24 protein-coding genes are annotated in these 25,559 nt (G+C 51.2%); 4 read left to right on the forward strand and 20 right to left on the reverse strand.

Annotation, left to right across the window (positions count from 1 at the left end; translation table 11 throughout):
- Positions 1-519 precede the first annotated feature (519 nt).
- From moeA to AC27K1_RS11650, 14 genes are all read right to left on the reverse strand, one after another.
- Positions 520-1,755 (reverse strand): molybdopterin molybdotransferase MoeA, encoded by a 1,236-nt coding sequence (moeA, locus tag AC27K1_RS11585; protein WP_487150724.1) that lies wholly within the window; start codon positions 1,753-1,755, stop codon positions 520-522.
- Between the two features lie 42 nt (positions 1,756-1,797).
- Positions 1,798-2,874: a molybdenum ABC transporter ATP-binding protein gene (gene modC / locus AC27K1_RS11590; protein WP_487150725.1), complete on the reverse strand. Its 1,077-nt coding sequence runs from the start codon at positions 2,872-2,874 to the stop codon at positions 1,798-1,800.
- Positions 2,871-3,554, reverse strand: coding sequence for a molybdate ABC transporter permease subunit (modB, locus tag AC27K1_RS11595; protein WP_487150727.1), 684 nt, complete (start codon positions 3,552-3,554; stop codon positions 2,871-2,873). Before modB ends, modC begins: the two co-directional genes overlap by 4 nt.
- 17 nt (positions 3,555-3,571) lie before the next feature.
- Positions 3,572-4,348: a molybdate ABC transporter substrate-binding protein gene (modA, locus tag AC27K1_RS11600; RefSeq protein WP_487150729.1), complete on the reverse strand. Its 777-nt coding sequence runs from the start codon at positions 4,346-4,348 to the stop codon at positions 3,572-3,574.
- Positions 4,345-4,806, reverse strand: a complete 462-nt coding sequence (gene moaE, locus AC27K1_RS11605; protein WP_487150730.1) for a molybdopterin synthase catalytic subunit MoaE — start codon at positions 4,804-4,806, stop codon at positions 4,345-4,347. Before moaE ends, modA begins: the two co-directional genes overlap by 4 nt.
- A gap of 26 nt (positions 4,807-4,832) precedes the next feature.
- Entirely contained in the window at positions 4,833-5,081 is a 249-nt protein-coding gene (moaD, locus tag AC27K1_RS11610) for a molybdopterin converting factor subunit 1 (protein WP_487150731.1), read from the reverse strand.
- Positions 5,078-5,581, reverse strand: a complete 504-nt coding sequence (moaC, locus tag AC27K1_RS11615; RefSeq protein ID WP_487150732.1) for a cyclic pyranopterin monophosphate synthase MoaC — start codon at positions 5,579-5,581, stop codon at positions 5,078-5,080. Before moaC ends, moaD begins: the two co-directional genes overlap by 4 nt.
- Complete coding sequence (gene moaB / locus AC27K1_RS11620) at positions 5,578-6,111, reverse strand: molybdenum cofactor biosynthesis protein B (RefSeq protein ID WP_487150733.1); 534 nt, start codon at positions 6,109-6,111, stop codon at positions 5,578-5,580. The genes moaC and moaB overlap by 4 nt, the downstream gene beginning before the upstream one ends.
- Positions 6,112-6,438: 327 nt before the next feature.
- Positions 6,439-8,532: a hypothetical protein gene (locus AC27K1_RS11625; protein ID WP_487150734.1), complete on the reverse strand. Its 2,094-nt coding sequence runs from the start codon at positions 8,530-8,532 to the stop codon at positions 6,439-6,441.
- A gap of 197 nt (positions 8,533-8,729) precedes the next feature.
- A complete protein-coding gene (mobA, locus tag AC27K1_RS11630) occupies positions 8,730-9,305 on the reverse strand; it encodes a molybdenum cofactor guanylyltransferase (protein WP_487150735.1) in 576 nt (191 codons plus the stop codon).
- Between the two features lie 352 nt (positions 9,306-9,657).
- Entirely contained in the window at positions 9,658-10,560 is a 903-nt protein-coding gene (locus tag AC27K1_RS11635; RefSeq protein ID WP_487150737.1) for a hypothetical protein, read from the reverse strand.
- A gap of 214 nt (positions 10,561-10,774) precedes the next feature.
- Positions 10,775-11,626, reverse strand: coding sequence for a dimethyl sulfoxide reductase anchor subunit family protein (locus AC27K1_RS11640; RefSeq protein ID WP_487150739.1), 852 nt, complete (start codon positions 11,624-11,626; stop codon positions 10,775-10,777).
- Positions 11,627-11,628: 2 nt separating this feature from the next.
- A complete protein-coding gene (locus AC27K1_RS11645; RefSeq protein ID WP_487150741.1) occupies positions 11,629-12,249 on the reverse strand; it encodes a DMSO/selenate family reductase complex B subunit in 621 nt (206 codons plus the stop codon).
- Between the two features lie 14 nt (positions 12,250-12,263).
- Positions 12,264-14,708: a DMSO/selenate family reductase complex A subunit gene (locus tag AC27K1_RS11650; RefSeq protein ID WP_487150743.1), complete on the reverse strand. Its 2,445-nt coding sequence runs from the start codon at positions 14,706-14,708 to the stop codon at positions 12,264-12,266.
- 679 nt (positions 14,709-15,387) lie between these two features.
- Here AC27K1_RS11650 and AC27K1_RS11655 point away from each other — a divergent pair.
- Together AC27K1_RS11655 and AC27K1_RS11660 are read left to right on the forward strand one after the other, a co-directional pair.
- Entirely contained in the window at positions 15,388-16,803 is a 1,416-nt protein-coding gene (locus AC27K1_RS11655; protein WP_487150744.1) for a hypothetical protein, read from the forward strand.
- 430 nt (positions 16,804-17,233) lie between these two features.
- A complete protein-coding gene (locus tag AC27K1_RS11660) occupies positions 17,234-19,684 on the forward strand; it encodes a hypothetical protein (protein WP_487150746.1) in 2,451 nt (816 codons plus the stop codon).
- Between the two features lie 262 nt (positions 19,685-19,946).
- On the opposite strand, the gene AC27K1_RS11665 is transcribed toward AC27K1_RS11660, so the two are convergent.
- The 5 genes from AC27K1_RS11665 to AC27K1_RS11685 form a co-directional block, all read right to left on the reverse strand.
- A complete protein-coding gene (locus AC27K1_RS11665; RefSeq protein WP_487150748.1) occupies positions 19,947-20,477 on the reverse strand; it encodes a 4Fe-4S binding protein in 531 nt (176 codons plus the stop codon).
- Positions 20,474-21,145: a TorD/DmsD family molecular chaperone gene (locus AC27K1_RS11670; RefSeq protein ID WP_487150749.1), complete on the reverse strand. Its 672-nt coding sequence runs from the start codon at positions 21,143-21,145 to the stop codon at positions 20,474-20,476. Before AC27K1_RS11670 ends, AC27K1_RS11665 begins: the two co-directional genes overlap by 4 nt.
- A gap of 70 nt (positions 21,146-21,215) precedes the next feature.
- Positions 21,216-22,796 carry a peptide chain release factor 3 gene (locus AC27K1_RS11675; protein WP_487150750.1) on the reverse strand — a complete coding sequence of 527 codons (1,581 nt, stop codon included), beginning with the start codon at positions 22,794-22,796 and terminating at the stop codon, positions 21,216-21,218.
- Positions 22,797-22,950: 154 nt separating this feature from the next.
- Positions 22,951-23,136, reverse strand: a complete 186-nt coding sequence (locus AC27K1_RS11680) for a hypothetical protein (RefSeq protein WP_487150752.1) — start codon at positions 23,134-23,136, stop codon at positions 22,951-22,953.
- Between the two features lie 15 nt (positions 23,137-23,151).
- Positions 23,152-23,466 carry a hypothetical protein gene (locus AC27K1_RS11685; RefSeq protein WP_487150753.1) on the reverse strand — a complete coding sequence of 105 codons (315 nt, stop codon included), beginning with the start codon at positions 23,464-23,466 and terminating at the stop codon, positions 23,152-23,154.
- A 101-nt stretch (positions 23,467-23,567) separates the two neighbouring features.
- Here AC27K1_RS11685 and AC27K1_RS11690 point away from each other — a divergent pair, with 101 nt between their 5' ends.
- Both AC27K1_RS11690 and AC27K1_RS11695 read left to right on the forward strand, forming a co-directional pair.
- Positions 23,568-24,293, forward strand: coding sequence for a sulfite exporter TauE/SafE family protein (locus AC27K1_RS11690; protein ID WP_487150754.1), 726 nt, complete (start codon positions 23,568-23,570; stop codon positions 24,291-24,293).
- A 131-nt stretch (positions 24,294-24,424) separates the two neighbouring features.
- Entirely contained in the window at positions 24,425-24,610 is a 186-nt protein-coding gene (locus AC27K1_RS11695; protein WP_487150755.1) for a hypothetical protein, read from the forward strand.
- A gap of 2 nt (positions 24,611-24,612) precedes the next feature.
- Here the strand turns inward: AC27K1_RS11695 and AC27K1_RS11700 are convergent, their stop codons facing one another.
- Positions 24,613-25,509, reverse strand: a complete 897-nt coding sequence (locus AC27K1_RS11700) for a LysR family transcriptional regulator ArgP (protein ID WP_487150756.1) — start codon at positions 25,507-25,509, stop codon at positions 24,613-24,615.
- Positions 25,510-25,559 lie beyond the last annotated feature (50 nt).

A 25,559-nucleotide genomic window follows, 5' to 3' on the forward strand; every position in this document is an offset into this window, starting at 1 on the left:
TGAAGTTTCTTTCTTGTTGACCCTTGTTTTGGCGCGTTTGGTTTTATAACAGCCGTGTTAGTGTTTCTTGCGGTAGTTATTAACTCACTGTTTTTTAGTTCTACTTTGCTACTCGTTAGTTCAGGTGTGCAGTACGTCTGAGTGTAAAAGGTCCGGAAATAATAACAACATGGTTAGGCTTTTCGAGGCTTTAAATAAACTGGCTTAAGTTTAAATTCGTCGTTATCGTTGGCAAGGTGTATTTTAATTCTTAGTCTCACCCCCACCTTGTCTATGGCCTCTGATATCTAAGAATTTTTAGCCAATCCGTTATGCGGTCTAATACCCATCTGGGAACAATTTCGGGGTATATCAAGGTTCATTGTGAGTGCATGCGAGTGGGAGGCGGGCCAAGTGTATCAAATAGCCGTTATAGACAACCTGACGGGTTTTTGTCCGTGGATCGTCGGTATCTATAACGGCGCTATTGTGGTGTTATCGGCAGACAGCGATATCAATAACTGAAATGTGCCAATGTGTCTAACACAGGGGGGCGTCAAACAATTGCACGCTAACCCATGCATGCTTTTCAACCAGGGTCTGATCTTCCGGGAAAATAATGTAACAGTCAGCCTGGCTCATGGACGTCAGTATGCCTGACCCCTGACGTCCTGTTGTTGAGACTTCCGCAACACCATCATTGCCAGTATGCAGAATACCCCGCAGGTATTCCCGGCGCCCTGCACGCTTTTTCAGCGTTTCCCTGCTGCGGGCCCGGAGCTGTCGGGTGACTGAAACGTCTGCGCCCATCATGACTTGCAGCATAGGGGCGACGAGCAGGTCGAAGGTGACAGTGGCTGAAACGGGATTGCCAGGCAGGCCAAAGAACAGGCTGTTGGGCAGGGTGCCGAAGGCAAAGGGTTTGCCCGGCTTAATGGCCAGTTTCCAGAATTCGGTTTTGCCCAGTTCATCCAGAATGGTTTTGGTGTAATCCGCTTCGCCGACGGAGACGCCACCGGACGTGATCACCGCATCGGCTTCCCGGTCGGTCGTCAGAAAGGCTTCGCGCAGCAGGTCACAGTCGTCCGGGATACAACCCAGGTCCAGCACTTCCACGCCCAGTCGCTGCAGCAGGGCGTGAACGGTATGACGATTGCTGTCGTAAATGTCGCCGGGATTCAGGGTTTCGCCGGGCTGACGCAATTCATCGCCGGTAGAAAAGATAGCGACTTTCAGTTTACGCAGAACCTTGACCCGGGCAATGCCCAGCGACGCCAGCAGGCCGATATCCTGGGGGCGCAGGCGACGACCAGCAGATAATACGGTATGTCCTTCACGGATATCTTCACCGGCTCTCCGGATATTGTTACCGGGCAGGCTATCAGTCAGGAAACGAATGCCGGTATCAGTTTGCTCGGTTTGTTCCTGCATGATGACGGTATCGGTACCGGCGGGAATACTCGCCCCGGTCATGATCCGGATGCAGTGACCATCAGGGCATTCACCGGCAAAGGGATGGCCCGCAAAGGATTTACCGGCAACCTGTAATGGTGTTCCGGCTGAAAGGTCTGCCGCCCGAAGGGCATAACCGTCCATGGCGGAATTGTCACAGGGTGGCACATTGAGCGGGGAGACGATATCAATCGCCAGCACCCTGTCCAGCGCCTCTGGCAGTGAAACCGTTTCCTGCGTGTTAACAGGGCGAATCACCTGGCGCATGCGATCCAGACCTTCCTCCACAGCCATCAGGCCGGGTGCACTGCAACAGTCAGACATCAAGGGGCTCCTTACCGGAAAAAGAGGTTAAGCAAAGCATATTCACGGATTCAGTACCTGCAGGCCGGCTGCTTTGAAACAGGCGTACACCGACTCTCCCTGTTTCAGCGCCATCCGGCTAAAGGATTGCCGGGTAATCAGGGCCAGCAGCGCCTGCTGTTCAAGGGTCAGGCGCAGCAGTATGTGGCTGTCGCCCGCCGGCTTGATGCCGTCAATGCGGGTCAGCAGCCGGTTCTGGATACTGCAGTCAGCCACGGATTCCCGCATGATACTCACTTCCGATGCCGGTACCAGTAAACGGGTTGTGGTACCTCGCACGGCAGTCAGGTGAGAAACGGTGATCTGCTGGCCATCTGCCTGCAGGTGAGTGACCGGGTAATCGGGCTCCAGTCCTGCGACTGTGGCTTCCAGGACCGCCAGTGCATCTTCGTCGGCAAGCGCATTATCCAGTCGAGTGAAAAGTTCAGTTGTCTGGCCTTTGGCGATAATCCTGCCATTGTCCATCAGCACGGTGTCATCAGCCAGCCGGGCAACTTCTTCCTGTGAGTGACTGACCACGATGATCGGAATCGAAAAATGATGATAGATGGTGCGGATGTAGGGTAGCAGCTCCCGCTTGGCGGACCTGTCCAGAGATGCCAGGGGTTCATCCATCAGCAGCAGGTCCGGTGATGACAAAATCGCCCGGGCAATAGCGACCCGCTGTCGTTGGCCGCCGGACAACTGATCGGGTTTTCGGGTTAACAGGGAGGCAATGCCACACCAGTCAATGACATGGTCAAGGCTGATTGTGTCGTTTTTTCGGTGCGCGCGCTTCCGGGCATAGTTGAGATTGGCAGCCACGCTCAGGTGAGGAAACAGGCTGGTTTCCTGAAACACATAACCGAGTCGGCGGTGTTGAGGTGGCATGCAGTGCTTTGCGTCTTCATACCAGACCGAGTCACCCATCCGGATTGAACCGTTATCCGGCTTCTCCAGGCCAGCAATGGTTCGCAGTAGTGTGGTCTTGCCACAGCCGGAAGGTCCCATAATGGCAGTAATGCCGTTCAGCGGAAAGGTATGGGTGACTGCCAGCTCGAACGCCGGGCGGTGTAACTGGATGTCGACGGTCAGCGTCATGCCTTGGCAACCTCCCCTCGGGAAGAAATCCTGTGGGAAAACTGAACCAGTGTCAGTAACAACAGCGACATGATCAGCAGCCCACCGGCCAGCCAATGCGCCTGGACATATTGCTGGCTTTCCACCAGGTCATACAGCGCAATGGAAATGACCCGGGTTTCGCCGGGAATATTGCCACCTATCATCAGCACCACGCCAAATTCACCGATGGTATGGGCAAACCCCATACAGGCGGCAGTCACAATACTGCTACGACTCAGTGGCAGGACGACAGAAAGAAACCGGTCTGCAGGACTGGCGCCCATGATAGTGGCGGCTTCCAACAGATTAACGGGAATACGCTCAAAGGCCCGCTGCAATGGTTGTACGACAAAGGGCAGGGAATAAATCACCGAGCCGATGACCAGTGCAGAAAAACTGAAGGCCAGCCGGTTGCCGGTCAGTTGTTGCCAGGCCTGGCCAAGTCCGCTGTGTGGCGCAAAAGCCAGAAGCAGGTAGAAGCCCAATACGGTAGGAGGCAGAACCAGCGGAAGGGCGACCACGGCCTCAACCAGGGGTTTCCAGCCACTGGTCAGGCGTGACAGCCACCAGGCCAGCGGGATGCCAATCAGCAACAACAGCACTGTCGTCACTAATGCCAGCTTCAGGGTCAGCAGTACGGCTGTCACCAGTGGTTCCATTGAAAGGCTTATCCCTGTTACGCGCTATTGTCTTGTTGTCGTGTTTCTACCGGGCGAGCCGGGTAGTAACCCTGTTCATGAATGAAGTGCTGAACATCCGGTGATTGCAACCAGGCGAGGAATGCGTTGGCCAGCGTTTTCTGTCGGCTGGCCTTCAGGATGACGGCTTCCTGCCTGAGTGGCTCGTACAACTCTTCCGGCACAAAATAGATGCCTTTATCGATGCCGTCCGTTACCAGCTGGGCATAGGCCACAAAGCCCAGCGCCACATTGCCACTGGTAACGTACTGATAGGCTTGCAGGATATTGGCGCCGGTAATTAGCTGCGGTCGCTTTTGGTCCAGTAGCTGCAGGTGTCTCAATACGTCATCAGCCGCTTTGCCATAGGGGGCAGTCACGGGGTTGGCAACGGCGATATGATCCTGCCATGTTCTGAGCGCGGGCAGATTCACCGGCGCCTTGTCACGGTGCCACAGCACCAGTCGGCCATAGGCGTAAGGTATGCGTGAGCCCGGTTCTGTCAGAGCCTGTTCTTCAAGCATTATCGGACGGCGTGCGTCGGCAGACAGAAACACATCGAAGGGGGCGCCGTAGGTGATCTGGTTATACAGGACACCGGTGGAGGCAGACGACAGCTTTATTGTGTTGCCTGTTTCAGCCTGAAACCGGTCAGCCAGTGCGCCCAGCACCGGCCGGAAGTTGGCGGCAACCGCCACATTGAGTTCACCTGCGAAGCTGGCGAACGGTGTCAGAAGCAGAAAACACAGGACAACGCCGAGTCGGCTTATCTTCATGTCCAGCGCTCCAGGGCGTCCTGGTCTGAGGTGCGGGCTTCCACCCAGTGTTCGCCTTGCGTCGTTTGCTCCCGTTTCCAGAAGGGCGCACGGGATTTCAGGAAATCCATGATGAATTCGCAGGCGTCAAAGGCGGCTCCCCGGTGGGCACTGGCGACGCCGACAAAGACAATCTGGTCACACAATGCCATCTGGCCAACCCGGTGGATCACCCGTACAGCCTGTAACGGCCAGCGCTCCGCTGCTTCATCGGCAATCGTCTCGAGGGTTTTCTCGGTCATGCCGGGATAGTGTTCCAGGAACAAGCCGGTGACATCTTTCCCGTCGTTCATATCGCGCACCAGCCCGCAGAAGGTGACGATGGCCCCGGTGCCGCTGTAAGCGCGCAGGCACTGGTATTCATGGGCCAGGTCGAAGTCGTCTGTCTGTACGGCGATATGGCGCTGGTAGTCGGGCATGGTGTGATTCCGTTGTGTTACGTGACTCAGCCGCCGGTCACGGGCGGGAAGAAAGCCACTTCATCGCCGGGGTGAATCTCGGCGGCCGGGTCGGTCACGATAGACTGGTTAATGGCGGTATGGGTCTTGCGGTCTTGCAGGAGCGCTCGCCAGAGTTCCCCCCGTTCCGCCAGTTGCGCCTTGAGGGCGGCAATGGTGGTGGCGTCGGTGTTGAGTTCCAGTGCATCACAACCGAGACGCTCACGGTAACCGGCAAAGAAAAGCACCTTGATCATGGTTGGTCTGCCTGCTGTTCACTGTCGTCTGCCACAAAGTGTCCGCTACGGCCGCCGGATTTTTCCAGTACCCGGATGCCCTCAATGCGCATGGTCTTGTCGACGGCCTTGCACATGTCGAACAAGGTGAGGGTTGCGACGGAAACCGCAGTCAGTGCTTCCATTTCAACACCGGTCTTGCCAGACAGGCGACAGCAGGATTCTACCCGGATACGGTTGGCTTCAGGCTGCAGCTCGAAGTCCACCGAGATATGGGTCAGCATCAACGGGTGGCAAAGAGGAATAAGGTTTCCACACTGCTTGGCACCCTGGATGCCGGCAATACGGGCAACTGAGAGGACGTCACCTTTCTTCAACCCCTGCTCATTGACCAAGCGCAGAGTTTCGGGCTGCAGGTGAATATAGCCTTCGGCACGGGCTTCACGGCGGGTATCGGCTTTTTCGCCGACATCGACCATGTGAGCTTCACCCTGGGCATTCAAATGCGTCAGAGTGCTCATGCTTTGACCTCGGCAGGCTTCTTGAGCTGCTCAACAAAATTGCAGGGACGATGGCGGCTGTCGAGCTGGTCGGCAATCACACCTTCCCAGGCGGTTTTGCAGCCATTGGGGGAGCCGGGCATGGTGAAGATCACGGTGCCGTTGGCCAGACCGGCTACCGCACGGGACTGGATGGTTGAGGTTTTGATCTGCTCATAGGAAATCTGGCGGAACAGCTCGCCATAACCATCGACGATTTTATCAAACAGGGGCAGTACGGCTTCCGGTGTGCCATCACGACCGGCAAAACCGGTACCGCCAGTGATCAGGGCCACCTGAATGTTGTTAGATGCAATCCAGCGGGACACCACTTCACGAATCTGGTAGCGATCGTCCTTGACGATAACTTTATCTGCCAGCAGGTGACCAGCGCCGGTTAGTTTGTCGACCAGCAGCTGACCGGAAGTGTCGTCTGCTTCGGTACGGGTATCGGAAACGGTCAGGACGGCAATATTCAGGGGAACAAAGTCAGTAGTCTGTTTGTGTGCCATGGTGTGATCTTGTCTGTAGTGTCAATGCGGTCAGACATCTGCCAGGCAGCGCTGCCACTCGTCAGGGGTGTTGGCGTTACGGAACCGCCAGTCCTGGTCGTCCGGAACGGGGATGTTGGATCCGTGCAGATGGGCGATCAGTCGTCGGAGTGAATAATGCCGTTTGTCGCCCTTTCGGACAACCGGCGTGACACGAATCCGGGCAATTCATGAACCGGCCGCCTTTCCCCGTCTGTCTGACAGGCGTATCCGTCAGATCAACGATACATGCCAGTATGTAACCGGTTTATGGTGATGATGTCATCATGGCTTGTACCTAATCCAATGCTAATTCATTTTGTCTTGTTGCAGCTTAACCTTCGCCAGGTTCCTGCTTCGCTGGTCATAGGGGGAAAAGATAAAGCGGCATAAATCGACGATCTCTCCAAGCGCAGACTTTTCGATTCCGGCAGGTATGAGTTTCCTGAAGGCCAATCGGCTTAATTGATAACAGCCAGCATTGAGGATAAATCTTTGGATTTCACGATCATATATCGATTTAGCAAAGAAAGAAAACGGCAGACAGCTTTTGACAGTCGTTTTTATCTTTCCCTCAGATAATCTGGGCAATACAGCGTGTGCGATAACCTGTGATCCTGCGCCCAGTGCTAAGCCAATTTCATTTCCGAAGGTGTAACCCGTGATGCTGCTGTACCCCAATGAAGGTAAAAAAAACTCAGTAAATGGCGTTCGATACCATATGTCATCCAGGAAGCCATAGCACGCGCCGATACAACAATCGTATAGTGCCAGCTGAAAGCCTGATAGGTCCGGAGTAGTGTATACTGCCAGTGCGGTTTCTTCCGATGCCAACGGAGTCTGCTTGTTTTCCTTTGATGGTACAGCGAGATGATCAGGCTTGCCTTTATGTGCCGATTTGGTTTTTGGTATGTTTTTTTTCGGCGCAGGTTTTGGTTTTTGTGCATCCCCCCAAGGGTTTTTTGCAGGATCAAACAATGAAGTAATGACAGTAAAGTTAGACTTCAGTATTAAAGGGGCATGTTCCTTTGTGAGCGTTGGCCAAACCTTGGAACCAGGATACGGTTTATCCCTCGCGTCGAATTGGGCATCGGTTGCCTTCACACCCCAGTCTTTCATCGGATCACTGAATAAAGGGGCGAGTTTTTTTATGTCCTTGCGAAATAAGAGGAACCCGAACAAGTGATGACACCATTCGAAGTACAGACGTGTTTTATCAACGAATGCCTGGTATTTGCAGTCGGTTATGGAGAGCGTTTCATGCTTATAAAGCTCGGGGTAAATTCGCCTGTATGATTTATCAGCAATACACAACTGAACAGGAAGTTTCTTGAGGACTGGCAAAAAATGTGAAAGCAAATGATTGGCCAGTGCAGTGTTCGCTACATATGGAATCAGGATGCGATTCTGAACTTCAGCTAAACTGTTTGCACATTGGGTTACATAGCCATTATCTGGGCTGTTTTCCTCAGTGAATGCATAACATATTTCTCGTGTCTCATCATTCAACATCTTTAATAAGGTATTTAGTGGGTAAAAATCAAACCTGTCAAAAATAATGAGATTGTTAGTAGTCCAACATTGTAGAGTGATTGTGTTTTTTAGTTTTTTTATTAGGTTGTCTGCAAGTGTTTTAGCCGCTTCTTTGGAGTTTGTCTCTATATGGCAATAATTAATTGTAAAGCCGGAATACATAGAGATAGGTTTCCAGTTTTTTGTATTTGTCTGTTTTTTATTAAAGGAAAAAAGTTCTGAGATAAATTCGAAATCAAAGATTGCTGAATTTAACCTTATGTCTTCGCGATTGGTGATGAAACCATTGAGGCTTGTCGGAGCTGGTATTTTTTGAGTAGGTTTATTGCAGGCTGGAGGGAATAGAGGGGCAAATGTATCAATATCAATTGCCGCCACAGACTGCAGCTCGGGATATCTGGAGAAGGCAAAGTAATGACAGAATAATTTATAGAGATGCGCTCTGGTTATAGAGAAATCAAATGCCTCTGATGACGCAAAATGGATTTGCTGGATGAGTTTTATAGCCTTGTCTAAATAATCAATGGGATACTTTTCTGCCAGAAATTGGTGAATATCTTCAGTATGAATAAATCTTGCGCCACAAGCCAAAAGTTCATCGTAGAGGTTATGTTTTTTAATGCCATCAGTCACGGTTTTCTTTAGATGATTTATTGCCTCATCGTCGACAATGAAGATGCTCATGTTTTTCAGTTTTTTTTCGGGCGGGTAATGTGTCAATATTTTTTGCAGGTATCTTACACCACTATCGTGTTTGCCTATCATCACCCGGAAAAATGCACGAATTTGATTGTGCATTTTTGTATTTTCTTTTGCAGTGGTAGGTTGCAACTTTTGCATGGGCGTTGGGTGCAATGTCATTTTATCCATGCCTGTTAATCTCCTAAAGATTTACTGCCTGTTTCACGTCTAATGACTACTATTTGGTTGCTTGGATTGGCTGTAATCCGTAATGTTCAAACGGGTTACCCGTAATGCCAGACATTCCTGTTATTGATAACAATTCATGCTGTCTTTTATCCAGTACATGACACGCAATGGTGGAGGATGGTTACCCATGTCATGGCTCAGACATCTGCCAGGCAGCGCTGCCACTCGTCAGGGGTGTTGGCGTTACGGAACCGCCAGTCCTGGTCGTCCGGAACGGGGATGGTGGATCCGTGCAGGTGGGCGATCAGTCGTCGGAGTGAATAATGCCGTTTGTCGTCCTCGTGGACAACTGCTTCGGTATAATTCCGTAGTGCCTGGGTGACAGGCAGGTACAGAGGTAGCTGGTAATCTTCGTAATGGAGTGGCGTTTTTCGATCATGGCCCTCCATCGAGAGATTGGTCAGGAGTGCCGGCGTCAGCAGTGGCATATCCACAGGCAGTAACATCACTGCCTCCTCCCGGGTATGTTGCAGGCAAGCGTGCAAGCCGCTGAGTGGCCCCTTGCCCGGGATCGTGTCAGGAATACCTTGAGGTCCGCTGACGATAACCTTCTTGAAATTGGCTTCATTGAGCATGGTCACCATGTATTGCCAAAGTGGCTGGTGGTGAATCGTCAGGTGGACCTTGTTGCTTCCCATGCGCTGTGACTGGCCACCGGCAAGCAAAATAGCCGTGGTGTTGCGCTGGGGGATTACGGAGGGTGTGTCTGGCATGTCATTCATGGTATGCAGTGGTGCGTACAGCTAAGTGTAAAAAATCAGCGGCCAACAGGATATAGTAATCGATGAGGTGTTTTTATGCCTTCCCCGGTCTGCTGGCAAAGCTGGTCACTCAGGCAATAATGTTCATTAGCAGCTCTTTCTTGTTTATTTTCAGCGTTCAGAGTGATATGGCTGACGCTTTCTCACTGTATCCATTGCTTGAACTTTTATGTATATCGTTTAAATGAATTCGGGCTGGCAGGGTTTATTTCGTAGCATTCAAACTTTGTTTTTTTTTGCTTAATTCATAATGTTTCCAGAATGTCATAGAGATAAGTGTGTGGATTGTATGGTAGTCTGCTGGTTATAAAGCCATCGCCAGCTTTCGCATAGCTAAAGGTTTACTTATTTCTATGGTTTGTGATCGCCCATAATGGTTTTTTATGGATAGGGAGGTATTTATTTTTTTTCTGTGTTTTTTTAAATAGTACGCTTGTTTTCGCATGTCCCTTGGCGTGAGTAGCCAGCATTTTTGTTTTTTTCTGACAGCCTTGGATAGTTTCGGATTTTTAATGCCTTCTCCAAGGACTGAGAGTGCGGCATGTGTACAGTTGCGAGTGAATAGCTTGTAGTGCTTTGATTCTCTTTTAAGTTGTTTCCATTTTCTTTTTGCTTTTTTGATGTTGAGCCCTTTAATTTCAATAACTTCCGGTTCGCCGTGATTGTTATATTCTTGTTTGAATGAGGATTTTGCACGCTTGCAATAGATTGGATAACCCTTTTCATAGGTCCAGCTGACATAGTTTTTAGCGTTCTCTACAGATTCGTTCCGGGTTGAACCAAGCACAAGGGCAGCATGCTGCCCATGGCCGTGTCCGGGGTTTGGATATATGAGAATATAAACGGAATCAGGTGTGTTGAAGGAGTTCCATAACGCCATCATGCCTTTTTGGATGTCTTTTGTTTTTCTTTCCTTGCCTCCCCAGATCAGCGGCTCTGAAATTAAGTATTCTTTACTTCCCGGGAATAGATAAAAAAAGCCTATGTGTTCAAGGATGCTAAATAATATAAGGACAATCAATGCATCTAGATCTGTTGCTTTTGATATGTTTGCTGTGGCTATTTTCCGTTTTTTATAGGGGGTCAGACTCTTTTTGCCAGTTTTTATTTTTCTTGTTCGGGATTTTACTGCCTCGTTGTGACAGCTGTGCTGATGTTTTCCTGCGGCGGAATGCTGGGTTCTATTGCTTATATTTCTGGCAGGCATGTTTTTTACCTTCCCTTGTTCCAAATTGCGATAGTTTGTATTGGATGTTTTAAGGATTGTGTTTAATTAAGACAATTTTTGTTAGTGATAGTTCTTTTTGTTTGATCAAAAGAGTCGTGATTCTCGGGCGGCTGTATGCATAAACGCGTGTCTTTCTATCACAGTTTTTAGTGTGTGATATAAACCTCCGGCGAAGCCGGAGGTTGTCGAGCAATTACAGTCCTGTGCTGAACATATGCAGGTCGTAGAAGAAGATACGACCCATCAGTTCACTGGCCAATACCAGCACGAAGCCAACAGCAGGCAGGCGAACGCAGGTGTTGGAACCACGCATGGCCGGCACGATCCACAGGCTGACGCCCAGGAACAGCAGACCAAAGCGGGCGGCCAGCAGGCTGTGATGGTAGTCCTTCACCATGAACGGGTCGATCGCTGTGGACAGCTGACCCAGCCAGAACAGGTAAAGCACAAAGCCAGTGGCAATCACCGCCAGGGCAATCAGTCCGATGGTGGACAGTGCCTTGTCAGCATGACGTGCAAACAGGCCCATCCGGTCAGACTGGCTGCGGACCAGTACCGCTGCACCCATCACACCCAGTACCACTGCAGGCATCACAAACTGGAAGACGGTCCAGTCGGTGTTCCAGGTGGGCACGGTGGCCAGGGTGTAGACGTTGGCAATCGCCAGCAGCAGGGCAATACCCAGCGCCATGGCGCCCAGCAACACCAAACGGTGAAGAGCAGGCAGGATGTTCAGCAGGGTGGCGGCGATAAAGGTGAACGCGGCACCGCCAAACAGGCTGGTAGTCAGGATCTCAGCGCTCAGCGGCGACAGGTGTTCCAGGCCGAAGATGACATTGAATGCACGCAGCGGCTGACCCAGGTGAGTACCCGCGGCCAGGCCGGCGACACCGAGGATTACCAGCGAGGCGATCTGCAGCCGGCTCAGCAGTTGCAGGCGGTCACGCTGACCAAAGCTGGCGAACTGCAGACAGCCCAGCACCAGGAAGATACCGACCGCGCACTGTGCCAGGACGGTGAAGAAAACCAGGGATAATTCGTGCATGGTTACACCTCCCGGACATTCAGGATGCGGCCGGTGGTGTCACCGGTCGGGCGTGCGTGGCGGTTGGCCTTGATGACCAGGTTCGGTCTGGTCATGCCGGAATCCGGCAGCGGCGCGATGTCGGCACGGTCGCCGTACTTGGCACGCAGCTCGTCAATGGGGCCAAACTCCAGCGCACGCAGCGGGCAGGAACCGACACAGATCGGCTGCAGACCCTGTTCCACACGGTCGAAGCAGCCATCGCACTTGGTCATCAGCTTCTTCTCGGGATCGAACTGGGGTGCACCGTACGGGCAGGCCATTTCACAGTAACGACAGCCGACACATACCTCGGCATTCACGGCCACCAGGCCATCCTGTTCCCGCTTGTGCATGGCGCCGGTGGGGCAGGCCTTGGTGCAGGCGGGCTGGTCGCAGTGGTTACAGCTGATGGATACGTGGTAGGCGAACACGTCCTGGTTCCAGGTGCCGTCTTCGTTCTGTACCCAGCTGCCGCCGCCGTATTCATAAATACGACGCCAGTTCACCCCGATATCCAGGTCGTTGTCGTCCTTGCACGACAGCTCACAGGTTTTGCACCCGGTACACCGGGTGGTATCGATATAGAATCCGTATTGGGTCATGGTTCAGTTCTCCGTCAGGCCTTGGCAATTTCCACCAGATTGGAATGCTGGGGGTTGCCCTTGGCCAGCGGTGAAGGACGTTGGGTCGTCAGGGTGTTCATACAGGCGCCACGGTCGATGCCGTTGCGGTCCGGGGCGTACCAGCTGCCCTGGCCCATGGCGACAACGCCGGGCATGATCCGCTCGGTGACCTTGGCGGCCACACGGATTTCACCGCGGTCGTTCCAGACTTTCAGCATGTCACCGTCGTTAATGCCGCGTGCCTGGGCGTCGATGGGGTTGATCCAGACTTCCTGACGGTTGGCGTCACGCAATACGTCTACGTTGCCGTAGGTGGAGTGGGTGCGTGCCTTGTAGTGGTAGCCGAACATCTGCAGCGGGTACTGCTTGCTGTGAGGCGCTTCGTGGCCTTCCCAGGACGAGACGTATTCCGGCAGTGGTCGGATGGTGTCGCCCTCTTTCAGAGTCCAGGTTGCCGCAATCTGGGCCAGCTGTTCGGAGTAGATCTCGATCTTTCCGGACGGAGTCGCCAGCGGATTGGCTTCCGGGTTCTCGCGGAACGCACGGTACTCGACGTGCGGTTCGCCCGGGTTGGTCTGCTTGACGATACCCATTTGACGGAAGGTGTCGAAGTCCGGCAGTTCCGGGTTGATCTTCCGGGACTCGGCATAGATAAAGCGCAGCCAGGCTTCCTGGTCACGACCTTCAGTGTACTGCGCTTCCACGCCCAGACGTTTGGCGACACCGGTACACATGTCGTAGACCGAGCGGCACTCGTGCAGTGGCTCGACGGCGGTGTCACAGAAAATGGCGTAACCCATGTTGCCGCAGCTGCCGTTGGTGGAGAAGTCCGGCTGTTCCGCTGCAGTTAGGTCGGGCAGCAGGATATCTGCATAACGGGCGCTGGCGGTCATATGGTTTTCGATGACCACGATCATTTCGCACTTCGTGTCATCCTGCAGGATTTCGTGGGTGCGGTTGGTGTCGGCGTGCTGGTTGATGATGCAGTTGCCGGCGTAGTTCCAGATGAACTTGATCGGCGCCTTCAGACGGTCGGCGCCACGGATGCCGTCGGTCAGGGCGGTCATCTCGTCGTGACGATGGATGGCGTCGGTCCACAGGAACATGGGGATGGACGTGGTAACCGGGTTGCTCAGGGTCGGGAAGCTGGCGAACGGAATGCCCCAGCTGCCTTCACGGGCACCGGTACCACCGCCGGGAATGCCGACGTTGCCGGTCATGATTGCCAGCATGCAGATGGCGCGGCTCGCCTGTTCGCCGTTGGTGGTGCGCTGAACACCCCAGCCCTGCATCACGTTACAGGGTTTGGTGCTGGCGATTTCGCGGGCCAGGCGAATGATGGTTTTCTCGGGCACTGCAGTGATGCGCGCAGCCCATGCCGGGGTCTTGGCCGTGCCATCCGGGCCATTGCCGAGGATGTAGGATACCCAAGAGGAACCCTTCGGTGCAGATGCTGGCAGACTGTCTTCGTCATAACCGATGGTGTAACGGTCGATGAACGCCTTGTCCACCAGGTTTTCGGTGATCATGACCCAGGCCATACCGGCTACCAGGGCGGCGTCAGTACCGGGGCGCAGGGGTACCCACTCATCATTGCCGCTCAGCACTGAGTCAGTCATGCGCGGATCGAAAGTGATCATCCGGGCATTGCTGCGGGCGCGGGCTTCGGTCATCTGGTAAACAACACCGCCGCCGCTCATGCGGGTTTCCGCCGGGTTGTTGCCGAAATTGACGATCAGTTTGGTATTAACAATGTCAGACGAGCAGTTGCTGCCGACCCAGCTGCCACCGAACAGGTAGGGCAGGCCAACGGTAATCTGTGCGGTACTGTAATCGCCAAAGTGGTTCAGGTAACCGCCCCAGCAGTTCATCAGGCGAGCGATAGGTGTCGCCGCCGGGGGCCAGGATTTGGAGACGGTGCCACCCAGCGTACCGGTGCAGTAGTTCAGGTAGATGGCTTCGTTGCCATACTGCTGCTTGATGCGCTTGAGGTTGTCAGCGATGGTGTCAAACGCTTCATCCCAGCTGATGCGCTCGAACTTGCCTTCGCCGCGGTTGCCGACCCGCTTCATGGGGTACTTCAGGCGATCCGGGTTGTATACCCGGCGGCGGAAGGAGCGGCCGCGCAGGCAGGCACGTACCTGGTGGTTGCCGTATTCGTCGTCACCGGTGTTGTCGGTATGGGTCGCGACAATGACACCGTCCTTGACCTGGTGGCGCAGGGCGCAACGGGAACCGCAGTTCACCGTGCAGGCAGACCAGACGGAACGCACCGCTTCGCGTTTTTCCGCGGGAGTGGTCTCTGGTGTGTTGGCCAGCGCACGCAGCGGCAGGCTGTTGCCCGCGACAATGGCAGCGCTGCCGGCAGCGGCGCCCCATTTCATAAAATTACGGCGCTTCAAGGGGGACAGAAGCACCTTGTCCAGTAAATTCTTCATGCAGTCTATGGATTGCTCTCAGGGAAGAACGGGCTTTTCAGAAGGTTTCAGGTCAATCAGGAATGTCCGCAGTGATTTGTTGTAGCAAAGGGGCGGATATCAGTTCATTCCACTGCACATCATACCCGTAAGAAAGTCAGGGAATTTTGATCTGCAGCAAAAACGCACGGTAAGGTTTTGTATTTGTTCTGTGTGGATGCCGTTGACGAAACTTGATGGAAGGGGGGTATGATCCTGTGATACCTCGGGGCACTTTCGTTTGTTTCACTACGGTTGGAGCCTGTAGCTGGTTATTATCTTTCGTTATTAATACCACCAATTTCAGGTCGTTGATGAAACGGGTGAGTCTCTCCGGCAAGCATAAAAGGGCTGTTCTAAAGAGAAGGGGTCTTGCAGAGGCATCCGTCAATTACATTGACCAGGGATATGAGGGCGTCATTATCCGTGAAGGGTAAGAATGGCAATATCCCATAGAGGACCTGCCTGAACGTTTTTTCTCATGCGAATAGCACTAGCATGCTGTCAGGATGAAACCTAATGACCAATATATTGTCATATGAATAAGCAATCAGGATGTATTGCTTAAGTATAAGGTGAAAACACTGTTCAGGCTGAAGCCAATGTTAAGACTCTGATTCTCACGGGATAAGCATTGTCCTGTAAATAGTAGTCTTTCGGTTTGAATTTACTCATCTGTGAAGCCCCGGTGTTGCAGGTTGTAGCGGTAAAAGATGAGATGACTTTTTTGCTGTTGCCTGTACGTTTTCAAGATGAGTTTTTTATTAAGGAATTAGATTTTATGTCGAGTTTTATTCCCTTGACAGCCGCATCCTACAGTTGGGCTCTAAGCAGCGACAAAAAGAGGAATCCGGTTTCCAAAGTAATCCGTGCCATGGGTGCTTTTATTGCGGGCGGCATTTGCTGTTATCGTATCAATATCGAGGTTGCCAGAAATCTCTTACAGCAACATCCTGAGTACGAGAACAGATATTTTTGCCGGTCACTGGGGTTGAGGAATACGACAGAAGTTCCCCCTTCACGCAAGAGCACGCTGACAGGCACAGGAATACCTGCTAACTCAGTGCAGACAGACACAGGAATGCCGGTTCACTCAGAGCTGACAGATACAGGAACGCCTGCTAAGGCCTCAGGAATTATTATCGGTACAAGTGGAGAACTTGCCAGCGACAGTGCGGATACGCTCGCGGAAATGTCAAATACGGAATTTGCAAACAAGGCTGTAAGGCTGGCGCAAGATTTGCTGGCATTTAACAATGAACGTGGAGACCATGAAAATATTATCCCGGAAAACCTTAGGTACAGTGAAAGTCATGACGATGGTTGTTTTGTCTTGCCAGATTTAGGCCGTGCTCGATCTCACGTTTACAATCGTCCAGCCGAAAAAAACCATAAAGCGATGGCTTTAGCGCTCCTTGTGCTGAGAAATAAACGTATATGCGAAGAAGAGTTTCAAAAAATCTTAAATGCAACCCGAACTTATTTTAGTGGTGATATATGTCAAATTTTCACATCATTAACTGATGAGCAAATCAATAATTTGCTTTATCACTATCATGATGAATTGATTGAACTTCTTTCGAGTCGAAATTGTTTTGATAGGGATATGGTACAGGATACTGATTCATACCGCGACCTTGTTTCTCAAGTGTTGATTCATGTGAAAATGTTATGTGTTGCCAATGGTGTTAAAAGAGAGGCGCTGAATCGATTTGTCAACATGAGCAAAGAAGATTTTAGAAGTTATTATTATTCAAATGTGAAAGAGTTATTGAAAGAAGCTGGCTATTTTGCGTTGGGCGAAGTAGAAACACGAGCTTTTGAAGAGGGTCACGAAGATAGTTTATTAAGGCTAATGATCCATGCAAGTCAAATGGCATTGCGGGAGGCTATAGCGAAAGAGGTAAGTGGTTCAGGACGGTTGGATGCAGAGAACGATTATCGGTATGCTCTTTATAAAAAGGCTATTGCAGAGATGGGTAGGTATGATGAGGTGTCCGCTTTGCTTTATGTACTATACGGTAATCCTGATGACGTTAGTCAATTTATTCAGAAAGCCAAAGAACTCAAATCATAGATATCTCTACAGATAAGAAAATGTAGTAGTGTGATTTTCAATGGGAACCTCGCAGATTCATTAACCCCGTATTGTTCTGCGAGATGCCTGGCAAAAGCACCATCCTGCCACTTCTGCATCGCTTCCATACGGATGGATTCGCGGACTTCCTAAGTTTAATTGTAATGAATCACTCAAAACGCAGGGGTGCTAATCGATCAACAGATCATGGTTCATGATTCTAGTTTTTATAATAAAGGGTTGATTGTTATATATAATAACAAATTTAAGTGTGTTGAATACTTTTTAAGGAACTAATTGCGAAGTAATGTGACATAGATGGTGATAGTTTACTTTAAAGTGCCCTGGTAGTTATTGTTTGAGATGTTGTTCAATAGCTACTCGCGCTTAATTAATGATATGAATCAATTGTTGTAGTAAGGAGGGGGGGATGGCGCAGTCAGTTTCAGGAAGCGCGAAAAATATAAATAAACAAGGAGTCGATCTGGCAACAGACAGTCCGGTAGAGGGGGCTGAGAAAGAGCAAAGTGTTTTTGGTCGAGAAGTTGCAATTGAGAGTCTTCCCGGAAATTTTTTAGAAAACGTTATGCGCTGTTTGCCAATAAGACAGCGCAGGCAGCTAAGTATGGTCAGTCACTGCTTTCTTGATACGTTCAGGAGAGTTGAGTCAAAAGAAATCAGAGACTCCCTTAAAGGAAAATCGGTACATTATGATGTATTTGCAAGTCGTCACTTAGCCAAAGATGAGCACAGTAAAAATATAGCTTTAAAATTCCAGAAAATGTTACGTGATAATACATTGCTATATAAACAAATCTATTTGCTGTGTGCTACAGGAATAGAAAAAGAAGAATTGTTGAAAGCAGCAATAAGAAGCTGGTCAAGCCCTGATGGTCGCTACGTGGTTTTTTCTCACCCAGCTGCATGGGTTGATACGCTGACGGAAGGTGATCCGAAAGCAGTTTTTCTGAAAAATGCTGATGGGGGAGATATAGATACTGTCGATGCATGTCATTTTACTCATGACTCTCAGGCCATGATGATTCAATATCCTGCAGGAATGGATGCTCAACATATGGATAAGGTGTTTTTGGCACGTTCAAAAAATGATGAATGGATTCCTGTGAAAAAACTCGATGTACGCAGTTTATCCGAGCTCCCTGTTGGACTGGATTTTGCTTTGATTAACAAGATTCTGTCCAGTGATGCTACTGAAGTAAAACAAAAAATTTATATAGAAACGAATGATGGTTTCGAAATAATTATGGGTGAAAGATTTCAGGATGATACGGTTGATCATATTCGTCTTAGCTTTGACGGAATATCCTTTATTCGATTATCCCCCGACAAAAAACTGCTCTGCATTGCCTGTCCCCGTATGGGACAAGACGAAAGAAGCCAACAAAAAACACGTTTCTATAGCAGGGAAGGAGATAAATGGACGTCATTTGAACTTGTGGATGTTGATCACACTAAGATAAAGAATTGCTATTTTTCCAGCGATTCCAGAGTCATATTTTTAGATGTTGCGGATGATAGAGGGGATGGTCAGCCTGGTGAAATTCGCCAGACTCATTCTGAATACATCAGGGGGGATAAGGGTTGGTGTCCTATGAGTTCTGCAGAATTAAGAACAAGAGATCTTCCCGTCAGCATTGACAGGGCGTTTTTACTAAATCTTCTGAAAGATTGTAGTGATAGGCGTATTGATGAATGGGAAACAATGAATATAAGGGTATATGTTAAAAGTAATGACGGTGGAGGATGTGTCATCATTGAGAGTCTGGGTCAGAATGACAAAGAACAGATCTTTCAAAATGTTTGTCTGGATTTTGGGGAGGGCTCTTCCGTTAGAATTTCTCCTGATAAACAATTGCTGCTTGTTACCAAAGACGGGGACAGATCCAGACCGGAAGAAGAAACCTCTAAAGGGATGATACAGGTTTATTCCTTGGGCCAGAATATTTGCAAGTCACTAATGGAAAAGCCAATGTTATACCCTCCTGGACGTTTAGGAAAAAAAACTCAATGGCTTTTTTCACCGCAAGGCAATGGCATGCTTCTCGTTGGTCCACTACAGGGGAACCGGGGAAGTTCTCAAGTGTTTGTCTCTGATTCTGATAAAGGAACATGGAGAGCATGGGAAAAAGAAAGTTCTATCTTTTGTGATGGTGCTCGGCAATTTTCATTGGATGGTTATAGTCTTGAGCCATTAAAGTATAATGAGGAAACGGATGAGTTTGAACCGGATGGTTTTGTTGTTTACAGCAGGAAATCAAATCACGAAGATGCACTAAGTAAAGGATGGAGGAAAGTAAATCTGCCAGTACATTTAACATACGTTGAGTTATTCTTGGATGAGCGGGTTTATATAGGGAAAGACACAGAAAACAATGTAAATGTCATGTTTTATGATGAAGATAAGGATGAATGGGTAAGATTGTTAGAGGGTATGGATCTGGACGAAAAATCCAGCAAGCGTAATAAAGCTATAAAACAGGTAGGGTCAAATGCTTTTACTGTTGCCGTAAAGACAGCAAAAAAAGGTTGCAATTCCAAGGTTTTCTTATTTAAAAATGAAGAGGGTGCTTGGTTGACAAGTGATACAGTACCTGGTCAATACCCTAAGGCTTATAATTCTGTTTCTAAACGGTATCACTGGGCCACCGATTCCAGAAGTGATAGATTGGATTTTAATATTAGTCTCAGGGAGTTTTCTTCGCCAAAGCCCTTGCATCGTTCACCTGCAGGCGTAATACATTCTCAAAAAACGCAGGATGGTGCAATTTGCTGGTGGTTAAATCATAAGGGTTGTTGGTATATGCAAAAACTCTTGGATGAAAACCTCCCTGAACCAAAGGAGCATGATCTCAAGCCGTAAAAGTTGGCATCCACCTGCGCTGTTTTTGCCAACTCGAACGTCATGGTATTCCTTTACCCCGTCGAATGATGTCGGCAGCCTCGCCCTGACATACTGATACTGCCGTTTCTTGTTGTCCTGTGTGGGTTTGAAACAGCAAAGCTGACTATTATCCTTCAGGTTTTTCTGGATGGGGTGAGTACTGTCTCTGGTCTTGTCTCGCAGGAAAAAGCTTTGAGAATAAACCGGTTACGGTGTTGTCATATTTATCGATATTTCCAGCTTACTGAATGACCATGGTCAATGCCTTTGAATAACAACTGAACGCACAGGCACCACAACCAGTGCATTGGCCGGTATCAATAACGGGCGTATTCGCGCTGTCTGTCTTTATTGCCTGCTGAGTACAGGCTTCTACACAGAGATCGCAAGCCATACCCACAAGCACCTGGCAGCGGCCAGAGAATGTCGGTTTCATGGGAACACTGGCTGTGCCATGTGCCTGGTCAAGGGCGCCGGACGGGCAGGCATCGACACATTGGTTGCAGAATGTACAGTAGCCGTGGTCAATATTCAGTACAGGCTTGCCGTGTAGTGCGGCATGCGGTTCGTCTGATGCCTGAATAATGCGTTCAGGGCAGGCATCAATACACTTATGGCAGTTATCACAAAGTGCAAGGAATTCCCGGTTACCCCGCGCCCAGGGCGGGCGTGGGTAATCGCTTTCAGGAATCTCTACCGGTGGTTCTTCCTTCAGCGCGAAGCGGCGGAAAAACGCCCGCCGCGACGGTGAAGCGAGCTCTTCCTGGCTCATCGGTACAGCCTGACGATCAGGTATTCAGCACCCGTCAGGTTCGCCAGCTGCTGCAGTGAACCTTCCGCGAGATCAGCCAGCCCGCGATAGAAGTCGGTGGTCGCATTTTCACGGATCAGTTCAAAAAGACGACCGGTCCAGATCAATACATGGTTGGTCAGGAATTCTGCCGTGGCGCAGAGCCAGGGTTGTTCCGGTTGTTCGTTGTCCACAGCTTGCAGCGCTTCACCGAGCAGGTGGGCGATAAACGCAAACTGCAGACCGATATGATCGTCCGGCTCGTTTTCACCGGTATCAATGGCAATGCCGTACTGACGGTAGAACTCTCTAACCGCCATGGCGGGCTCTGTCAGGGTGAGCTGCTCTTCGGTCAGGTAAACCGATGACCAGGGCGCGGCCAGCAAGGCGTTCGGGCCGATGAACAAGGCATTGTAATCCTGCTTCAGCAATGACATGGGATTGTCAGCATGCTCATCCAGAAACTGCTGCATCGCTTCAAGGCCGGATTGAACGCGCGGATTGTCATCCTCCACCGGCCAGTGGGCCAGCAGGCGGTCGGCAACCAGTGGATGGAGAAAACCCGGTTCCGGTGCACGGTGGAAGGCGGTGTAGAGAAAACGGCAGGCAATCTCGAGGCCGGCCAGGGTTTCAGTTTGCTGCACAGTCATCGGTGTGTCATGGCTCTTGGGGTGTGCCGGAATAACGAGGGTCGGTTATTCCGGCGGACAGGGTATGAACTCAGTGCTCGCGGGTCGCGCGGAATTCGATTTCTGGCCAGCGCTCCTCGGTCAGGCTGAGGTTAACGCGGGTGGTGGCCAGGTAGGTCAGGTAACCACCGCCGTCTTCTGCCAGGTTCTCGCTGCACTTGCGGCGGAATTCTTCCAGCTTACGGGCGTCATCACAGTGTACCCAGCGGGCGGTGAACACGTTCACCGGTTCGTAGATGCAGTCGACCTTGTATTCGTCTTTCAGGCGCTGACGCACCACATCAAACTGCAGTACACCAACGGCGCCGAGGATCAGGTCGTTGTTGTTCAGCGGCATGAACAGCTGGGTGGCACCTTCTTCTGACAACTGCTGCAGACCTTTTTGCAGCTGCTTCAGTTTCAGCGGGTCTTTCAGGCGAACCCGCTTGAACAGTTCCGGGGCGAAGTGTGGGATGCCGGTGAAGCGCATCATTTCGCCTTCGGTGAAGGTGTCGCCGATCTGGATGGTGCCGTGGTTGTGCAGACCGATGATGTCACCGGACAGTGCCTCTTCCACGTGAGAACGGTCGCCAGCCAGGAAGGTTACGGCGTCAGCAATCTTCACATCCTTACCGATCCGTGCGTGACGCATCTTCATGTTACGGGTGTACTTGCCGGAACAGATACGCAGGAAGGCAATCCGGTCGCGGTGGCGCGGATCCATATTCGCCTGGATCTTGAACACGAAGCCGGTGAACGTGTCTTCGGTCGGTTCTACGGTACGGCTGTCAGTCTGGCGGGCGATCGGTGCCGGTGCCCAGCGCACAAAATCGTCCAGCATTTCACGCACGCCAAAGTTAGCCAAAGCGGTTCCGAAGAAAACAGGCGTCATTCGGCCTGCCTGGTATTCTTCCAGATCAAACTCGTGGCTGGCGCCGCGCACCAGTTCGATTTCATCGACCAGTTCCTCGTGCATTTCACCGAGGAAATCGCGCGCTTCGGCAGAGTCCAGCCCCTGGATGCGGATATCATCCGGAATGCGGTGGCCCTGGCCGGGTGTGAACACATGGATGGTATCGGTATAAAGGTTATAAACACCTTTAAAGCGTTTACCCATGCCGATGGGCCAGGTGATGGGCGCACACTGAATTTTCAGGATGGATTCGATTTCATCCATGACCTCGATATGGTCACGGACTTCCCGGTCCATCTTGTTGATAAAGCTGAAGATGGGCGTGTCACGCAGACGGCAGACATCCATCAGCTTGATAGTCCGGTCCTCGACACCCTTGGCGCCGTCGATCACCATCAATACGGAGTCCACGGCCGTCAGGGTCCGGTAGGTATCCTCGGAGAAGTCTTCGTGTCCGGGCGTATCCAGCAGGTTGACCATCTGTTCGCGGTAGGGGAACTGCATCACGGAGGTGGTGATGGAGATGCCCCGTTCCTGCTCCATTTTCATCCAGTCAGACGTCGCCATCCGACCACTTTTGCGACCCTTGACCGTCCCCGCCATCTGGATGGCGTTCCCGAACAGCAGCAGCTTTTCGGTAATGGTGGTCTTACCCGCATCAGGGTGGGAGATGATGGCGAAGGTACGGCGTTTGCCGACTTCCCGGATAAAATCTGACATGGATCCTCGCGACCGGTGGTATGAACAGTGTGGTGCGCGATTATACTCGCTCAGGGGCTGAGGTGAACTGTTACTGTCACGGTAATCCGCGTGGATAAGTCAGGATTTAAGCGTATGGCAGGCTGGTAATAGCCTGCCTTTGTGTTCATCGTGCTCAGTGTAACTGGTAACGATAAATCAGCAGGTGCTTGTCCTTGACCTGTTTCAAGCCAAACTTCAGCAGTTTCGCTTTGCGCTCGCCGACGGTGATGTCGGACTCTTCAGCAGTGGCAATAAAGGCGCTGACATCATCAGCGTGATCAGAATCTACGGTTTCCTTGACTCCCCACGGGAGCGACATGACATGGTCATAGTCTCAGGTTTCGCAGATCTTGGCTTCCCGTTCGGCGATGGAGCGGAGAATGCTCTCCTCAAACGCCCTGGTAACATTCCCGTCTTCAGCAAAAAGCACGCGCGCACCTCTTTGGCTGGATAACTGGTGGATTGAATAGTGTCCTGAATCATCAAGTGTCAGGCCGGTGATGTTCGTCGTTTGCGCCTTGTGCGGGCTGACAAACAGGAGAGATTCTAATGGCCAGCCTGTCGGTTGAAATGGCGTAGGGCGCGGTAAATTTCTGTTGTGCCATGCCCTTGATTCAGGTTGCAGACCGGCATCGTTGACGTACAGCAATAGCGCAGAAACAGGGTATATATTCCGTAAAATTATTTATTGATTATTTTTAGTCATAAGAGTCAACTGCGCGGATTCCTGGTTGTGTTTGGAGTCTTGCAGTGGCCGTGCTCTCGCTCTCCATGGTGCTGTACGCCATGGTGATTTTTTGTGGTGCTTTTATCCAGGGCGCCCTGGGTTTCGGGTTGGCGATTGTGTCAGCCCCCGTGCTCTATTGGTTGAATCCTGCGCTGGTGCCGGGGCCTGTGATCATGATGGCGCTTGCCGTCGCTGCCATTAATCTGTTTCGTTACCGTCGCACGATTTCTCTGAAAGGTTTGGGCAGTGCAATTGCTGGGCGTATCCCCGGTTCCCTGCTGGGCGGATACCTGCTGACTGTGGTATCCGGTGACGTATTGACCCTGTTTTTAGGCAGCATGGTATTGCTGGCGGTGCTCGCCAGCCTGAGTCGCATTCATATTTCGGCCACACCGGTCACCCTCTGCACGGCGGGTTTTCTCTCTGGTGTGATGGGAACGGCCACCGCTATTGGTGGGCCGCCCATGGCGCTGGTCATGCAGCATGAAAGTGCCGACAGCATGCGGGCCAACCTGTCCGGTTACTTTGTCATCAGCAGTATTGTGTCGCTGGTGATTCTGTTTGCGAACGGGTATTTCAGTAGGGAACAGTTGCAGTTATCCCTGATGATGGTGCCTGCCGCTATCCTGGGTGTGGTTACTGCCAGCTATGTTTCTCACCGTTTCAGCCAGACGCTGTTGCGGCACTGTGTGCTTGGACTTTGTACCGTTTGTGGAATGGTTGCCATTTTATCGGTATTTATGGATTAAATTGGGTGCCTTGCGTTTATTGATCAAAGATAGGCCTTCAAGCTGCGATCGATAATTCCGATAGTTCTTCTTGACGTCTTGCGTAACGTGCCTGTTGCTGACAGGCCGAATCACAGGGAGAGCGAACCGTCATGGATGACGACAAACCTACCGATAAACCAGAACAGCAACCTGCCGTAGAACTGGCCAGTCAGGAACTGTCCATTGAGCAGCCCGAAGAAATTATTGATGCCGTGCACGAAGACGACATCTGGGCTGATCCCCACTTTGAAGCCTTCAATGACCCGGTATTCAGCCCTGCCCCGATGAAAAAATAAGTTCAAGCCAGCGCCTCGTTGGCGTATCGAACGAGGTCGCGACTGACGGCTTTCAGTAATTCCGTTTCCAGTGCCCAGCGATGCCAGTAGAGGTGGCGGTTGACAGTTAATCCCGGTGTCACATCCGTCAGGATGCCGGCTTCAAGTTCGGGGCGAATCATAAGGTCGGGTATCAGGCAGTACGCCAAACCCTCACAGGCCAGCTTGATAAAAGCTTCCGATGAACGTGCCGTATGGCTTGGCATTTGGTGGTCATCAAACGCAAAGTGTTGCCGGAAGAAGTCCTGATGCAGGGTGTCGTGGTGATCATAAATGGCGGCGGGGGCATTTTTCAGTCCATCCTGGGTGATCCCCCGGGGAAAATGGCGCGCAATGAACGCCGGTGTTGCGACGCAGCGGTAGTCCATTCTTCCGAGTAAATCACAGGTGCAGCCCGGCAGGCTTTGGCTGTCCAGGCTGATGGCGCCGATCACTTCGCCCTTGCGCAGCAGATCCAGTGTGCGGGATTCATCAGTGATGACCAGGTCAAGGGTCGTCTGGTGTGCGTTGAGTGTCGGCGCCAGGGCAGGAATTAACCAGCTGGCAACGCTGTCAGCGTTGGCGGCAAGACTTAGCTTCTGATGCGGTGGATTTTCTGCATCATCGCAAAGCTCCGGCAGGACATCCTGTTCCAGCAACTGAACCCGCCGGTAGAGCCCTAACAGCTTATGGCCAGTTTCTGTCGGTACAGGGGGCTGGCTGCGAATAAGCAGGGGCTTGGCCAGGCGTTTTTCCAGTTCCCGGATTCGTTGGGATACCGCTGACTGGGTAATGTGTAAGGATTGTGCAGCCGTTTCAAAGTTGCCCGTGCTGATCACGGCATCCAGGGCGGCAACCAGTTTATAGTCCAGATGTTTCATTAGAATATTTAATCAAACATAAAAATGATTAAATATTCTAATATCCTGGT

Source organism: Kistimonas ophiarachnellae (assembly GCF_057552235.1).